This window comes from Novosphingobium profundi (genome assembly GCF_018491765.1).
GTDB classification, from domain to species: Bacteria; Pseudomonadota; Alphaproteobacteria; order Sphingomonadales; family Sphingomonadaceae; genus Novosphingobium; species Novosphingobium profundi.
Genome location: NZ_JABWCU010000014.1, coordinates 150,699 through 166,365, shown reverse-complemented (window position 1 = coordinate 166,365; position 15,667 = coordinate 150,699). Strand labels below are relative to the sequence as shown.

At 63.8% G+C, this 15,667-nt stretch carries 10 protein-coding genes and 1 pseudogene; 3 read left to right on the top strand and 8 right to left on the bottom strand.

The genetic code is table 11. From position 1 onward, the window contains the following. Positions 1 to 6: 6 nt before the first annotated feature. From HT136_RS17185 to HT136_RS17175, 3 genes are read right to left on the bottom strand one after another with little or no spacing between them, the layout of a single operon-like run. Positions 7 to 840 (bottom strand): 2-keto-4-pentenoate hydratase, encoded by an 834-nt coding sequence (locus tag HT136_RS17185; protein WP_246543819.1) that lies wholly within the window; start codon positions 838 to 840, stop codon positions 7 to 9. Beyond that, the gene (locus tag HT136_RS17180) at positions 785 to 1,621 is read right to left on the bottom strand and encodes a fumarylacetoacetate hydrolase family protein (protein WP_214201034.1); all 837 of its coding nucleotides are present in this window, start codon (positions 1,619 to 1,621) and stop codon (positions 785 to 787) included. The genes HT136_RS17185 and HT136_RS17180 overlap by 56 nt, the downstream gene beginning before the upstream one ends. Then, entirely contained in the window at positions 1,621 to 3,123 is a 1,503-nt protein-coding gene (locus tag HT136_RS17175) for a 2-hydroxymuconic semialdehyde dehydrogenase (RefSeq protein ID WP_214201033.1), read from the bottom strand. Before HT136_RS17175 ends, HT136_RS17180 begins: the two co-directional genes overlap by 1 nt. Before the next feature lie 133 nt (positions 3,124 to 3,256). Here HT136_RS17175 and HT136_RS17170 point away from each other — a divergent pair, with 133 nt between their 5' ends. Together HT136_RS17170 and HT136_RS26335 are read left to right on the top strand one after the other, a co-directional pair. Continuing rightward, positions 3,257 to 4,180 (top strand): LysR family transcriptional regulator, encoded by a 924-nt coding sequence (locus HT136_RS17170; protein ID WP_214201032.1) that lies wholly within the window; start codon positions 3,257 to 3,259, stop codon positions 4,178 to 4,180. Between the two features lie 117 nt (positions 4,181 to 4,297). After that, positions 4,298 to 4,474: pseudogene (locus tag HT136_RS26335) on the top strand (IS3 family transposase); the annotation flags it as partial. Positions 4,475 to 4,592: 118 nt separating this feature from the next. Here the strand turns inward: HT136_RS26335 and HT136_RS17165 are convergent. The 5 genes from HT136_RS17165 to HT136_RS17145 are packed head-to-tail and all read right to left on the bottom strand — an operon-like array spanning position 4,593 to position 14,198. Then, positions 4,593 to 5,780 (bottom strand): c-type cytochrome, encoded by a 1,188-nt coding sequence (locus tag HT136_RS17165; RefSeq protein ID WP_214201031.1) that lies wholly within the window; start codon positions 5,778 to 5,780, stop codon positions 4,593 to 4,595. 34 nt (positions 5,781 to 5,814) lie between these two features. Beyond that, a complete protein-coding gene (locus tag HT136_RS26330; protein ID WP_214201030.1) occupies positions 5,815 to 6,396 on the bottom strand; it encodes an SCO family protein in 582 nt (193 codons plus the stop codon). Positions 6,397 to 6,407: 11 nt separating this feature from the next. After that, positions 6,408 to 8,219, bottom strand: coding sequence for a WD40 repeat domain-containing protein (locus HT136_RS17155; protein WP_214201029.1), 1,812 nt, complete (start codon positions 8,217 to 8,219; stop codon positions 6,408 to 6,410). Next, positions 8,216 to 13,474: a cupredoxin domain-containing protein gene (locus HT136_RS17150; RefSeq protein ID WP_214201028.1), complete on the bottom strand. Its 5,259-nt coding sequence runs from the start codon at positions 13,472 to 13,474 to the stop codon at positions 8,216 to 8,218. The genes HT136_RS17155 and HT136_RS17150 overlap by 4 nt, the downstream gene beginning before the upstream one ends. Positions 13,475 to 13,496: 22 nt before the next feature. Then, positions 13,497 to 14,198 (bottom strand): hypothetical protein, encoded by a 702-nt coding sequence (locus tag HT136_RS17145; protein WP_214201027.1) that lies wholly within the window; start codon positions 14,196 to 14,198, stop codon positions 13,497 to 13,499. A gap of 356 nt (positions 14,199 to 14,554) precedes the next feature. On the opposite strand from HT136_RS17145, the gene HT136_RS17140 reads away from it, so the two are divergent. Further along, positions 14,555 to 15,598: a hypothetical protein gene (locus HT136_RS17140; RefSeq protein ID WP_214201026.1), complete on the top strand. Its 1,044-nt coding sequence runs from the start codon at positions 14,555 to 14,557 to the stop codon at positions 15,596 to 15,598. The last annotated feature ends 69 nt before the right edge of the window (positions 15,599 to 15,667 follow it).

The window sequence follows — 15,667 nt, the reverse complement described above, 5'->3', positions numbered from 1 at the left end:
CTCTGTTCAACCGATCCGGACACTGATCTCTCCCATGTCCTGAAACCGAGCGAAGACCGCATTGCCCGGCTTGATCGCGATCGCTTCGGTCGCGCCGCCGGTCAGCACGATGCTGCCTGCTGGCAGCGTGCGGCCACGGCCATGAAGCCATGCGACCAGCATCTGGATCGAACGCGCCGGATGGCCCAGCACCGCGCCGGATGAGGCGCATGCGACGATCTCTCCATCGATTTCCATGACCATGCCGATGGTGCGCAAATCGACATCGCGCGGGCGTCGCGCCCGGCCGCCCATCACGAAGCGGGCGGAAGAGCCATTGTCGGCGATCACGCTTTCAAGGTCGAACTTGAATTTCTCGAACCGGCTGTCGAGGATCTCGATAGCGGGCTGGATATAGTCGGTCGCGTCGAGGATCTCGTCGATGGTGACGTTCTCGCCCGACAATTCGTCCTTCATGACAAAGGCGATCTCGGCCTCCACGCGCGGGTGGATCAGGCGGTCGGTCGGGATCACGCTGCCTTCGGGGTCGAGCGTATCGCGCATCAATATGCCGAAGCTGGGTTCGGAAACCCCCATTTGCTCCATCTTGGCCTTGGAGGTGAGGCCCGCCTTCAGCCCGATCAGGCTGCGGCCCTCGGCCTCCCATTTCGCCAGAAGGCGATCCTGCACGGCATAGCCGTCCTCGATGGTCATGCCGGGGTGCTTGTCGGTCAGTTTCGGCATCGTATGCGGCGCGGCTTGCGCGCGGGCCACGATGTCGGCCATTTCATCAAGGGTCGCTGCATCAAGCATTGGCGGCCTCCCCACTCTTTGCTGCGGCCAAGGCGCCGCCGTTGGCAAAACCCACCTCGCACGATCCGATGCCGCCGATATGGGCGACCAGCCGGTCTCCGTGCTTCACGGGAATAAGGGGCGCGAGCGAGCCGGAGAGAATGACTTCGCCCGCGCGGAACGGGAGACCGAGGCGACCGAGCGTATTGGCAAGCCATGCAACGGCGTTGAGAGGGGACCCTTGCACGGCGGCGCCAACACCGGTCGCGACCGGCTCACCATCCCTTTCGACAAGCAGGCCGGCAAGGGTCAGGTCGACGTCACGCGGATCGACCTTGTCCTCGCCCAGCACGAACTTGCCGCATGATGCGTTGTCGGCAACCGTGTCCTGGATGCGGATGTCCCAGTTGGTGATGCGGCTGTCGACGATCTCGAAACAGGTGCGCACGTGATCGGTGGCGCGCAATACGTCGGCGGGGGTGATGCCCGGCCCGACCAGATCCTCTTTCAGGATAAAGGCGATCTCCGCCTCCGCCTTGGGCTGGATCACGCGGTCGAGGTCGATGGTCCCGCCATTTTCGACTTCCATGTAATCGGTGAGCTGGCCGAAATCGGGTTCGAACACGCCGATCATTTCCTGCACGGCCTTGCTCGTCACGCCGATCTTCTTGCCGACGATGGCCTCGCCCGTCGCATAGCGACGGCGCATGAAATGTTCCTGGATGCGATAGGCATCGGTGATGTCGATGCCTTCGAACCGCTCGCGCAGCGGGGCGATGGTCGTATTGCCGCGAAACGCGTCATACAGCTCGTCGCCGGCGCGGGTGATCAGGGTCGTGTCGAGTGCCATCAGAGCTTCACACAGATGTTGCGCAGCTCGGTATAGAATTCGAGGCTGTGGACCCCGCCTTCGCGACCGATGCCGGATTGCTTGGAACCGCCGAACGGCGTGCGAAGGTCGCGCAGGAACCAGCTGTTGACCCAGGTGATGCCGACATCGATTTCCTGGGCGACGCGATGCGCGCGCGACAGGTCGCTGGTCCAGATGCTGGTGGCGAGACCATATTCGGTATCGTTGGCAACGCGGACCGCCTCTCCCTCGCTGTCGAAAGGGCGGATGTGGCAGCACGGGCCGAAGATCTCTTCGCGCACGGGCGAGGCATCGTCGGCAAGCCCTGTCCAGATCGTGGGCTGCACCCATGATCCCTTGGCCAGATCGCCCGGCAGGTCAGGAACGCCGCCGCCCGTCACGATGGTCGCGCCCTCGGCCTTGGCCTTGGCGTAATAGGACAGGACCTTGTCGCGGTGTTCCTGGCTGATCAGCGGGCCGAAATTGGTATGCTTGTCTTCGGGGTGGCCGGGGCGCAGGCTTTCGGCCACCGCCTTCATGCGGGCGACGACCTCGTCGAAGATCGGGCGCTCGACCAGCACGCGTTCGGTGCCAAGGCAGACCTGCCCGCAATTGAGGAAAATCGAGCGGGTCAGCCCTTCGACGGCCTTGTCGATATCGGCATCGGCAAAGACCAGCGCGCTGTTCTTGCCGCCCATTTCAAAGGAAACGTCGCGGGTGCCGACGGCAGCGGCCTTCATGATCGCGGTACCGGTGCGCGTTTCGCCGGTAAAGGTGATCGCGTCGACCTCCGGGTGCTCGGTCAGGAAGGCACCCGCCGATTCCGGGCCGAAGCCGTGGACGACATTATAGACGCCCTTGGGAATGCCGACATCGTTCATCACCTCGCCCAGCAGCGTCGCGGTGCCAGGCGTCTCCTCCGACGGCTTGACCACTACCGTATTGCCGCAAGCGAGCGCCGGGGCCACCTTCCACGTCATCAGCAGGAAGGGCGCGTTCCAAGGGGAGATTACGCCAATCACGCCCTTGGGCTTGCGGATCGAGTAGTTGATCGCCCCGGCGCCGTCGGGAGTCGGCGTCTGGAAGGCTTCGCCTGCAACGCTTTTCACCACATCGGCAAATGACTTGAAATTGGCCGCCCCGCGCGGAACGAAGGCGTGGCTCATCATGGTCTTGGGCTGGCCGGTATCGTTGAACTCGGCCTCGACGAAATCGTCGAAGCGCTTGTTGATGCCATCGGCCACTGCCCGCATCATGTCGGAGCGTTCCTCGACACTGATGCCCTTCCACGGGCCGTTCAGGGCATTGCGCGCGGCCATCACGGCGGCATCGACTTCGGCGCGACCTGCTTCGCTGACCATACCGACCAGCGAATTGTCGAACGGGCGGCGCTTTTCGAACATGCGTCCGTCCGCGCTCTCGACCATCTCGCCGTCGATAAAATGACGGAAGCGCGCGGCGCGAGCCGCTGCGGTCTTGTCGATGACAGGGGTGTCGACCATTTCCAAACTGTCCTTCCCGTCTGGCCGTTCTTCACATCAGCGCCAGCTTCTGGATATTGGCTAAAGGGCTTGACCTGAACCGTCCAATACAGATTATTGGCCTCTGATATACGGATCAGGTATCACAAGACCCATGAACATCAGCTCCATCGACATCCGCCAATTGCGCTATTTCGTAGCGGTGGTTCGCCATGGCAGTTTCCGTTCGGCGGCGCAGGCAATCCATATCTCGCAGCCGCCATTGACCCGGCAGATCCAGCAACTCGAGCATGCGATCGGCACCGAACTTCTTATCCGCCGCAACCGGGGGGTAGAACCGACGACCGCGGGCGCGGCCTTCTTCCGCGATGCCGAGAATATCCTCGAAACGCTCGAACGCGCGGCCCACCGCGCCAAGCTGACGGGCGAAGGGCAGATGGGGCGACTGGATGTCGGGATCTTCGGTTCGGCCGTGCTCGACACCGTGCCGCGCATCATCAAGGCATTCCGCGAGATCTATCCCAAGGTCGAGATCATCCTCCACGACATGGACCGCGAAACCCAGCTGGAGGCATTGCGCGACGGGCGCATCGCCGTCGGCCTCAACCGTTTTTTCGAAAGGGAGCCGGGCCTCGAGTGGGAAACGCTGCATTCGGAGGAGATGATGCTGGCGGTGCCGTCAGCCCATCCGCTGGCCGCCAAATCGGCGATCTGCTTTCCCGATCTCGATGGCGAGCCGGTGATCTTCTATCCGCGCGTCCAGCGTCCCAGCGGCTTCACCCGCTATCTGATGCGGCTCTTCCACGAGAGGGAGATGGTTCCCAATGTCGTCCAGTCGGTCGATAATGCCGTAACGGCGGTGGCGCTTGCTTCCAGCGGGCTTGGGCTGTGCTTCGTGGTCGAGGGGGCGCAGAACCTGCAGCTACCTGGCGTCGTCTATCGCCGGTTCAAGCCTGAAGAGAAATTGAGCTCGGACCTGTCGATTATCTGGCGCAGCGACGACGATTCCCCGCTGGTCGAGGCGTTCCTCGACGTCGCGCGCAAATGCGACATGCGCACGGCCGTCGAACCCGCCTGAGCCCGTCCGCCGGCCCATCGGCCGGTTCGGGCCCCGAAACTTTCATCGAAATCGGCAAGATGGGGCATTGCCATCACCGGCCTTTAAACCAGGGCTGCGACGCTTTTGCGCAAGGCATCCAGCGCGGCCTTTTGCAAGCTGAAGGCGAAGTACGCCGGTATGGGGGGCCGATGTCCGTCGGTTGCGGCAACTGGAGGACGAAAACGGCAAGCCGGAGCGGCTCCTGGCTGACAGCATGCTGGACAAGGCGACCCTGAAGGGTCGGCTGGGAAACGGCTGACGACGCCAATCCGGGGATGGGCCGCATGACGCGGCATGATCCGCCTTTCGCCGTGGCTCTGCACAATGCGCGGCGGTCAAAAGGCCGACGAGCTCCTGGCGCGCTTCTGCCGGGACACCACCGATCGGCGAGCTAGGGATCGATTGCGACTATGTTGCCGGCATGGATGTCGTCGAGGTGATAGAGGCGCCTCGATGCCTTTGCCAGATCCTCGCATGCCGCGCGCACCGAGATTCTCCGGCCCGATCGCGCAAGGGTGGTGAACAGCGCTTGGGCGGCGTTCCTGATCATTGCGATGGCGCCCGCGCTTCGGGGATCGACCGGATTTCGGCTCAGGATATCTTTCGCCGCGCGTTCCTGCTCGCTTATCCGCGCCGGCACGAGCAGATGCAGGCCTGGCGACTGCACGTTAGATGCCGAAGCGCCGACCTGGTCGGCGAACACATATGTGGGCTTGGCACCAGAAAGATCATGTCCGGGATCAAGACGAATCTCGACCATGTCGTCCGATCCTTGCGCGTCCTGCGGCGTAGCGGATAGGGGCAGTTCGAAAGGCGGCTCGGCGCCGCTCCAGATCGTCCAATATCGCACCTTGCGCCGGTCCAGATAGAGCGTCAGCATCTCATATTGCTCGGCCAGCGAAGGCTGGACGCTCGCGCACAGGCCCTGCTCCCCCGTGCCAACGGGTGGCCTGATCGACATTCGCAAGGGCGCTTCGATCGCTGCGCGCGGATCCCAGAGAATCGCGGCAAAAACCTCGGCCCTGGGGCCTTGCCCTGTCACGTCACGAACTTCTATCCGCCGACCCAGGAGGCCGTATCCTGCAAGCTTGCCGAACAAGCCGGATATTTCGTGCATCAGAGCGGCCCGTCCGGCTTCGTCAAGGCCCGTGCCGGTCGTTTCCAAGCCGACGACGAGCGTGTCGTTCGTCAACCCGGTGACCGGTGGATTGGGCAGCGTCCGGATGTAGCTTGCCAGGGCGGATCGGTCGCGTGCGCTCATCCGGAAGCGCGGCATCCGCTCGACCTTCCCTCCGGACGTCCGTTCCGATGCCGGGCTTCCGCCGAGGTCAAGGGCCGACCCGAGCCACGCTTCCAGCGTTTCGCCAGACATCTGCTCATCGACGATGAGAGAAGGCGCGACGATTCCGCCCTCGCTGCCGCCGGCCCCGTATTCGCCATGGCACGCTGCGCAGGTGAAAGTGGCCGCGTTTTCGACGCGCTCGCCGAATATCTCGACACCGATCGCGTCACGCCCAATGCCATGCTGGTAGATCGAGCGTCCGGTTTCGAGATCCGGCACGCTGGCGTTGCTGGACAAAGGCAACCCCATAAACACGATCAATATCAATCGGCTAGAGCCACGCATTAAGCTCGCTCGCGATCCGCTCTGGCTTTGGCATGCCATACAGCCGCGTCCATTTGGCAGAGTTGGCGCGACCGACCAGAATGACCGGAGGATGATTGTTGCGATTAGGCTCGAACGCATCGAAGCCCTTTTGCAGACGGTTGGTCTCAATGAAGTCGCCGGCCAAGAACAGCCAGCCCGGGCCAGCGTCATGCGCCTTCGCGTAGGCCGTCAATTTCTGGGGCGTATCGCCTATCGGGCTGAGCGAGATCGACAGGAAAACAACCTCGCGGCCCATCTTTGCGCCCAGGAGCTTCTGCGTTCGGGACAGCAGAAGCGACTGCATCGGGCAGACGCTCGAGCAGCCGGTGAACATGAAGTTGAGCGCGACCGCGCGATCTCCCATCGCGTCGCGCAGCAGCTTCATGCGTTTGCGCGTGCGCGCCTCGGTAAGCGTCATTTCGAAAAGGCGCGCGGGCAGGCGCGCGGCGCGGGTGTCCCCGGCGCTGAGCGGCAATCCGGACAAGAGCCCGGCGGTCGTGACGGCAAGGCTTCCGGCAACGAAGCTTCGGCGGCTGCATCGGGTCACGGCATACTCCTTCACGATACCGGCACATCGAGCGCCAGCGTTTCCCCGGCGTGCTGTCCGGACAGCTCGGCGTAGAAGCGGTAGCGACCGCTGCCAGGTATGTTGGTCCGGAAGCGGAAGTGGCCCTTGCCATCGTCGAATACGTCAACGAAGCGATGCCATGTGCCCGTCTCGGACATGAAAACGGCGTTGAGCAGACGCGTCCCATCCGGCACGCCCTCAACGGCAAAGCGAACCTCGCCATCCCCCACGTGGGGGGCAGCCATGAGCCGGGGCACGGCGGACGGACCCACTGCCGCGGCCGTTGGCCGGGCGAGCGCGGGATCGGCTGCTCCGGCGAACGCGACCTTGCGGCAGTGGGCGAGGTTCGGCTGGTCGATGCGCACCACGGCGAGGTATCGGCCGCCGTACTCTGGCACGAAGTCGGCACGGTATTCGCCCTCGTGCCCGACCTCGTGCACACCGCGATAGCGCAGCAGGAGTCCGGCGGTATCCCCGGCGAGCAAGGGAAGCGAGGACATCGCCGCCTGGGCGCCATCTTCTGCAACCATGAAGCCGACCCGCCGCTCAGGGCTGGCGGCGATGATCCCGTTGCCCGGCACCCGGACGAGAAGAGGCATGGGGCTCTTCTCCCGATCCGTCGCGGCGGCTTCTCCCGCGGCGATCATGGCGATGCCCGGGGCATCGCCGTCGGAATCGAACACGACCCGGGTCACGCCGCCTGCCCGGGCGTGGGTAAAGTAGAGAAAGCTGTCGGAGAAAAGCACATCGCGCACCGGGTCCTCAGCGCCAATGGTCCAGCGGACCGATCCCGTTCGCGTATCCAGGATCGCCACCGAGCGACCGTCCGCCGCGGGCAAAGCAAGCCACTGGCCATTTTGACTGGAGACGATGCGCGACGCCTCCGCTTCGAGCGGCAAGGTGAAGATCCGCCCCGGCTCGTCACGGTGCAGGATGGACAGGCTGCGACCGTCCGCGGAAAGGATGTAAGCGCCGTCGGCAAGCGTCGAATAGGCGACTGACCGGGCACCGCCCGCAACACCTGCGAACTTCACGGACTTTCCGCCATCACCCGCGATGAGGCCGTGCCCGTCCTGCGCCAGTGCGACGAGGCCACCATCGTCACCCCGCGCAAGGACCACCGCTCCCGACCCGAGCGGGATCTGGCCGAGCACGGTCCCCTCGGGCGAGATGCGCAACAGGCGACCGTCGGCGGTTCCGGCCAGCACGTCCTCTTCGCCTGCGGTAAGCGATACGACCCCGGCGCCCGCCTCGACCTCATTGCGCACTGCGATGGGACTGTGTTCGAAAAGCCTGATCTTCGAGGGCGCATCGCCGGGGACCATCGCGAGGATCGATCCGCCGGGATTGATCGCCCAATGGGCGGGAAGAGAGGATAGGCGGGTCAGCGACCGGATGTTCGCGGTGGCAAGATTGAGCCGTGGGTCGATGATGGCCAGCGAGCCGTCTTTCGCCAATTGGATGATGTCATAGCCATTGAGATCGGCGACACCGGGCGGCGGGACCGGGCTGCCCGCAAGGCGGTTGACCCACTCCTCGCACGTCGCGCCGTTGCCGATGTCGGGGACAAACCAGGCGGCTGGGGTCAACCCCGTGATGGGATAGCCGCTTGCCGGGTCCCGCACCCGTATCGCCAGGGTGACCGGCTGTCCGGCCTTCGCAGCGCCACCGTCCTTCGATTCGATGTCGACCGAGACGATCGTGTTGTCCGGACCGTCTTCGGCGAACCCACGCGTGCCCGCAAGCAACGAGAGTGCCGCGATCGCCACGAACGCGAGGGAGGACGTGTTCGCCCCGCTCATGGTCCCGCGGGAGCCGGGGCGACCGGGCAGCTCTGGGCAATCTCGTCGCCAGCCTCGATATATCCCCACGCGCCGCCCGCGACGAACTGTCCGGCGCCATCTCGGTAAAGCCATCGGCCAGGCGCGATCGGGCCAAGGTCGGCGGTCATCGATTTCTGCGGGGCCATCAAAGCGGCCGATGGTGAACCGAAGCCTTTCAGGTCGCGTTCGTCGTAGCGGTGGCCGTAAGTGACGAACGCGCGCTGGCGCGCCCGCCCGCCGGGGTGGACCAGCCTGATGAGCAGGTTCTCGCCGGGCTCGACTTTGATGACGGGAGTCTCGACCGGCTTGTACGCCGGCAGCAGGAGACAAGGATCAAGTGCGTAATTGTTGAGATCGACCAGTTGCCTGCGACCCGATTCGGGATTGGGTTCGCGCTGTTCGAATTGGTCTATCCCCGCGCGTGCGAAGAGCGGCTCGGTGCGGTAGTTGAACGCCACGTCACCGCTATCGTAGCTGTCGTCGCAGACGTGGCAATCGGGTATGGACTTGCCGTCCTTCTTGAGGTTGAGACCGTCCTGATAGACGATCACCGCCTCCTCGAAGCATTCGCGCGCGTCCGCGCCGCCCGCTTTTCCAGTGCATATGCGGGCGCGGGTTCCGCCCACGGTTTCGGAGACGATCTCGGCGTCCTGCGGCTCGATGACGAGAGCGCCAACGAGCCCCATCGAAGGGTGCCGGATCGGATCGGCCATCGAGGACAGCGACCCGACAAGGCCCTTCCTGGTCGCGAACGGCTCGAAGCTCACGGTTCCCGCAGGTCCGGAGTCGGACTGGTTGTGAATGAGGCCGGCGTAGAACTGCGTGGTCGACTGTCCCTCCAGTTCGTTTGGATCGGGGGAAGCGCTGCCGATAAGGGAGGGATTCGAGCCGGAGCGGCTGTTCAGGCCTACCCGCGCGCCGTCGTTGTTGTGGACGTTATAGCTGACCATGGCCGCGTGAATGCTCACAGTCTGGCTGGGGACAAGCCGGTCGGCCGCGACGTTGCGGTCGTTTTCCGTCCATGAGACCACCGGCGGCAGGATCGCGTTGTCGGCGGTCGCCTGCAGCGTTCCGACATGGTTGGCGACGTTGATGATGCCCAGTTCGCCAGACTTCATGCGCAGGACAAGCGGCAGCCTTTCATCGAGAGGGACTGACAGCTCGACCCCCGGGAGCGGCGCCATTTCGCCCGAAAGCTGTCGTGCGGCGCCCTCGATCTGGAGTTCGTCGCCCGCACGTGTCGGTCGTGCTCTTCTCGGGCAGCGCGGCGCGGGGTCGGTGGGCGACAGTTGCAACACCGATTGCCGCCGCAGGACGAAGCGAACGGCTGAAGGGTCCGAGATATTCTCGCGAGAGTTGTAAGGCAGGGTGTCGCTGATCGCCTCGACGCAGAACAAGCGTGCGGTGAGCGTGAAGTCAGGCCGCAGGCTGCCGACCTGCGACAGACCCTTTGTGCGCACCAAGGGCGAGGGCGAGATCGCGGTAGCGGCGGCGGCGTCGATCACCGGAGAGCGTCCACTACAGGCGCTGTCGGGGGCCAGGTCCGACATGCGAACGGGGGCCGAAACCGGCGCCAAGCGGCAACGGATGGGATCGTCCTTCCCCGGCGAAGCCAAATCGAGCGTCTGTGCAGGGCTGGCGTAGCTGCGGAAGAAGCCCCAGGCCCCGTTCCACAGCGCGTCCTGCGTTCCGGCGTGGTACTGCCGATCGACGATGCCGTCCTCCAGCCTCACGCCATCGGCGAAGTTGAGCCGGTTGATCTCCATCTCGAAATGCTCGGAAATGCCGATTTCCTGGGCGCTGACCCAAGTCGGCTCGTCGGACGCGGGCTGCCGCTTCCACACCTGCCCGTGGACGGTGAAAACGTGCTGAACCTCCTGCGCGCCCTGGATCAGGCGAACCTGGATGGGGTCACCTTCGTAGGCTTCGAATATTTCGGTCGATGGATCGCCCGGAACGTGGTTGCGCCTTGTATCGACCGTCGAGAGATCGCCTCCCACATTTGCCGCATGGGTAGCCGTATCGAACACGAACGCCATGTCCCCGCGCGTCCCGTCACGCTGGTGCCAGCGTCCGGTACCCTGGGTGGTCGCGATCCGCAGCGGGATCGGTTCGTGACGATAGTTGAACATGTAGGGGTCGTGGTGGTCGACCGAGATCGACTCCGGTCGCTTGGGAGGGGCAACCGCAAATTGCTTCGGACAGGCGGGCTGCGCGTCGCTCGGCGTGAAGGCGTCGGTGCACAGCAGCGCGAAGTCGGCGACGGCGAGGGCGAACTCGCGACGGTTGCCGATCAGGTTTGGCGCCACATCGTCCTGAGGCGGGGTCTGAATTATGGCCTGGGTACCCACTGCGGGCCCGTTCTCCGACTCCTCGAGCCGGGTGCCGTCCGGCTTGAGCCACGTGGACCCCTTGGGCTCGATCAGCAGCGCTGAATAGAACCCGTGCTGCTGGATGGTCGAGGGACCAAAATGGTCGTGGGTGAAGACCGTCGAGATGGTACGGTCGCGCTGTGCCTCGTCGAGCAGCGGATCGGCCCACCAGCGCTGGGTGGTCGTCTGGTAGACAGGATTTCCGGCCGCATCGTTTTTCAATGCCAGCGTGCGCGGCGTCTGGCCCGAAGCACTCCAATCGACCGCGCCATGCGCGCTGTTGGCCGCCTTGAGGAGCTCGCCGATATGGTCGCGGGCGAGCGTGCCGTCTTCATAATTGAAGCCGTTGGCCGAACCGTCCGATGCGGTAACGTCGAACTTTACCAGGTGAATATGCTGACCGATGGTATCGACCGGCGTCTTGACCTGAAACGCGTCCTTCTCGGTGTGGCCCGAGGTGCGGTTAGTGTGATGGAATACCACGCATTCGCCAGAGCGCGCGCGGAAGAAGAAGGGATCGGCCGCGCGTTTCTCACCTTCATATTCGGAGACGTGGTTGTCGAGCACGTTGATGCGGGCCTGCGGGTCGTGCCAGCCGTATTGATTGACGACCAGATCGAGCTCGATCGCAGAGACCTTGTACTCGCGTGTCCCGGTCATCCTAGACGGCAGGCCGTTGACCCAGTGATCGGCCTGGCCAGGCTCTTCCGGACAGGGATTCGCGAAGGGCGCTCCCGGTGCCGAGGGTAAGCCGTTCACGAGGAACCCTCCCGGTGCCGTCAGGCCAAGATTGTCGGACATGGGCCGCGTGATGCGCCCCCCGGAATGGGCATGGAACTTCATCGCCGCCTTTTCGAGCCGGGTTCCATCTTGCGGCAGGATGGCAAGTTTGACCGCTTCCATCGCGAAAGTCAGGTCCGCCTGGTCAAGCGCGTGTTCGATCGGCTGAACCTCGCGCGCTTGGGCGATCGTGATGCCATCGGGCAGCTCGGTGATGTGGCGCGGCAGCCCGCCGTCCTCGGAAATGTCCATGGGCGCCTGCGGTGCGCGGTATCCACGCTTGCCCGCGATATAGAAAGGATACCCGGGCATCGCGTCGTCCCCCGCGGTGGCGAGGTAAGTCGGTTCGGGCGGAAGCGCCTGTCCGGGCAGCGGCACGAGCCCGGGAATGGGCGTTCCTCCACTCGTCAGTCCGGTCTCGGGATCGGTGCCCAGCCCCTCCCACATGCCGTCCATGCCGCCGCCGTCGGGCAAAGCCCGGGTGCCATCCTCGAGCGTTTCGTGGACGCGCCATAGCCCCCACATTCCTTGCGCGAAGTGCGGGTAGAGGTGGCAATGGAAGATCGAGTCCCCAGGCGTCAGGTTCCGGTTGCCGGTGCCCCCGTAATAGATCTCGTACGAAAATGCCTGGAACGGTCCGATCGTCTGACTGTCGAGGTAGTTGCCCCGGCTCCCCGCGCTTTGCGACAACCACTGGTGCGCGTGAAGGTGGAAGACGTGCGTTTCTTTCGGGCCGGCATGGACGTTGTAAAACTTCACCCGGTCGCCAAGATAGCTGTGATAGACATTGCTCGGATCGTCACGATAATTCGGCAAGAGTGCCGGATCGCCGTTTGCCCAGCTCTGCAGGAAAAACTCCTCGTAGGCGCAGTCCACGCAATTCTTCGCCGGGCCTTTGCCCATGCGATTGGCGAGCACAATCGTGCCCGCACCGCTGGCACCATAATTGATTGCGAACCCGTCGCGTATACCGGCAAGCTGCTTGTTGCGGGCAAGGGCGATCGGATCGTCCGTCTTCGGTTCATTGAGGATCGCGAACTCCGGCGCATGGACGGTCTTGAGCTCGTCATGGAACATGATGGCGAACTCGCGCCAGGCGCTGCTGCCAGAGCGGGATCCGTCGGTGGCCGGCTGGCCTACATGCGCCGCCGCTTCCGGATCGACCACGATGGCCGTCAGGTCGCCGTGCACGATCTCGGCGCGGTTGGCCCCGCGATCGGCCAGCATGTTGAGCACCGGGCTGCCGTCGGAGGGATCGATAGCCTCATAATTGACGTAGCCGGGCACCCCCGCATTGGCGGCACACGCGGTGCGAGTGCCGCGCGCGCACGCGAGTGCCGTCTCGTCGACCTGGCTGCGATAGAACTTCGCCCCGCGCGGCTCGACGATGACCATCCCGAAAAGGCCGTGGGTCAGCGATCCGCCATTGCCCTCACCGCCGGCGACGGCGGCAAGGCTGGAAAAGAAATAGGCACCGGGACGCGATGTCTTGAAGCGATACGTCTGCCGCGCGCCCGGCTCGATGCCGATCAGGCCGGTCGCCAGCGGGTCGTTGCCGTCGACGGCCTCGAGACCGACGATAGCAATGCCGGCTCGGCGCGTACGGGGATCGTTGGGCGGATCGGGCACCGTGATCCCGTCGTCGGGCTCGGGCGCTGGATCGACAGCTCGCGGTCCACTGATGAGGTCGTCCTCCCGTTCGTCTTGCGGGACGAGCGGCCTGAGCATGTTCTGGAAATTGATCTCGAGTACGTCGCCAGCCGCGACGCGCAAGACCAGCGGTCGCGGGCGGTGATCGGACTTGAGCACCATCCGGCCATCGTCGTCGAGCTGGGCGTCACGGCGCAGCGCATAGATCATGCCCCACGGGTTGGTGGAGCCGAACCTGTTGTAAACCAGCGGCTGGTTTATCGCCACGACGTCGGCGACCACCGTCCGCCCCGAAGGTCGAGAATCCTCGATCATGGGCCGGGTGCTGGTGATCTCCTGGGGCCCGGCCGCGCAGGCCGAAAGGCAAGCCAGGAACAAAGCCAGCGCAACCTTGCGCAGAACCCGGAGGTCGATCGGATCGCAGATCGGCATGCCGTTTCCCCTGTCGGTCTTGTCAGAACACCCTGATGTCATCGATGAGCAGCGCCGGCGGGTTCGAGAAAGCCTCTGCCGCGGGGTCAAGCAGCGTCCAGTCGGTGATCTCCTGCCCGTTCGCCACCGTCCAGGTGAGAGTACCGGTAAAGTCGTCTGCCAGAGTCCACGTCACCAGCCGCCAGTCGGACGCGCGCCTCCCCGCCGTGGCGAGATCCGCCAGATCGCACAGGACATGACGTTGCAGGCCGTAGGATCCTGGATTGGTGGGCAGCGCCTCGAATGTCGCGAAGTCGTTCCAGGGCATGTCACCCCAAGTCATGAAATTGAAGGCAAAGACGAGCCGCTTGCCCTTCTTGAGCTCGACGCCCTCGCAGATCAGGCTTGCGCCGTCAGCCGCGATCGTCGGCACGCCCGACTGCGGGCGGACCACAATCCCCACCAGGTTTTCGGCGGCTTGGGGGTTGAGCCGCATCCGGCGCGCATCCACCGCTTCCGGATCGTCGATGCAGGCAAAGCGATTTCCCGCGATCGGCGAGACCATATGCCCGTCGGGCGATTTGATCGATGTCCGTGTCTTGACGAGACCGCGAGACTTGAAGCCCTTGGGCAGCTTGGCGCTTTCGAAGGAGTTCGATCCGGATACGAGCGGCATTGTGCTTCCCCCATTTGAAGTGGTTCCGCTGCGGCCCGTCGAATTTTTCGGATTGTTTTGGTTATGCAATGCAATCGAATCTATAGTTCGCTTGGTTGCACAAGTCGTTTGACCTGTCAATCGACAGGACCTGTCAATTTTCCAATTGCCGCCGAATCAAGCGCGATCAGAACCATCCACTCGTACTAATTCATTAGATAATTAGGCTAGACAAATTGTGTAATTTACATTCCATCTGCATTCGATAGCATGAACCTGAGATAATTATAAAAACTTGTGACATTTGTTCTTGCAGAAGGTGGGCATTTTGGTCATCCTTATGAAGAAATGTCGAGGAACCGGACCGAACCATAACCCGGCAGCGCCCGCTGTCGGCCACGCTGAACAAATCGGTCAGCACGGATCGCAAAGCTGCGGAGGTGCAAATGGCAGTCAGGAATCCCCATCGCCTCGCGTCCGCCGGTCCGATTGACCCGGCCTCCGGCTTTCCGGCTTGGTTCCAGGACGGAAACGGCGTGCGTTTGGCACCGGTCACCGCCCCCGATCCGCTGGCTCCGGCGATCGGCGAAATTCCCAATCCGACGGGGTCAGTGACCTATCCGACGAATTTCCCGGAGGAAGTGTTCTATTACATGGCCGAGGCGCGGCTGGAAGTCGGGGGCAATGGCGTCGTGGGCCGCGCGCGAGTCATCATGGCTCTCGAGGCGGCATTCCAAGGCAACGGCTTGCCAGATTATGCCTCCACGATGGCGATGGCGCCAAAGCCCCACCTCGGTGTCGTGTTCGCCCGCCTGCGCGTTCGGATCGACGACCTAAGGCCGCGAACGAAATTCGTCATTCGTCACCCGTACGGCGAGACCGACGAGTTCGAATCGGACGACCGCGGGCGGATCTTCGAGACGTGCGACCTCGGGGTTGCCGAAGGGAATATGCAGCGGGTCCTCGTCACGGGAGAAATTGCTCCCTTCCTGACTTGGGCCGCCGGCATGCCAGCCGGCTACATAGGGGATGGTGCGAGCGAGCGACAGGTCACCGGCGGCCCGTTCCGCAATCATGTGGAGATCGCGGGCTCCGGTATCGGGCAGGGTAGCGCGCATGCCGTCGGAGCCGATCTCGTCCGATCCGACCTGTTTACGGTGCAGGGCCGCCGCTTTGGAACGGTCCCGAACAGCCCCGTAGCGACGGCGCCCGATCTTCGCGTATCCACGGCGGAGTTTCGCCTTTCGAAGAACGAATTTCGCATAGGCGGCACCGTTGCCCCCATATCGTTCGCAGGCGGATCGAACGTGGTCACCCTCAGCATCAATGGCGCCACATTGGGCCACGCGTTTCCCGACGCGACCGGCGCATGGGATTTCCGCGGAGCTCAACCGGGGTCGAACCCTTCCGCGCCCACTTCAGGTTCGCTTGTCCAAGCAACATCGAGCTCGGGGCAGTCGGCAACCGCCTCTCTCGCCGTTCGAAATTAGAGGGAATCGCTCGCGCAAAGCTTGGTTTCGGCGGGACACTGCGATCCTTGTGAACGGCTCGTCCAACTC

Coding starts and splice junctions, on each gene's coding strand:
- HT136_RS17170 (WP_214201032.1), top strand. CDS start 3,257: ATGAACATCAGCTCCATCGACATCCGCCAATTGCGCTATTTCGTAGCG.
- HT136_RS17140 (WP_214201026.1), top strand. CDS start 14,555: ATGGCAGTCAGGAATCCCCATCGCCTCGCGTCCGCCGGTCCGATTGAC.
- HT136_RS17175 (WP_214201033.1), bottom strand. CDS start 3,123: ATGGTCGACACCCCTGTCATCGACAAGACCGCAGCGGCTCGCGCCGCG.
- HT136_RS17155 (WP_214201029.1), bottom strand. CDS start 8,219: ATGAGCGGGGCGAACACGTCCTCCCTCGCGTTCGTGGCGATCGCGGCA.
- HT136_RS17150 (WP_214201028.1), bottom strand. CDS start 13,474: ATGCCGATCTGCGATCCGATCGACCTCCGGGTTCTGCGCAAGGTTGCG.
- HT136_RS17180 (WP_214201034.1), bottom strand. CDS start 1,621: ATGGCACTCGACACGACCCTGATCACCCGCGCCGGCGACGAGCTGTAT.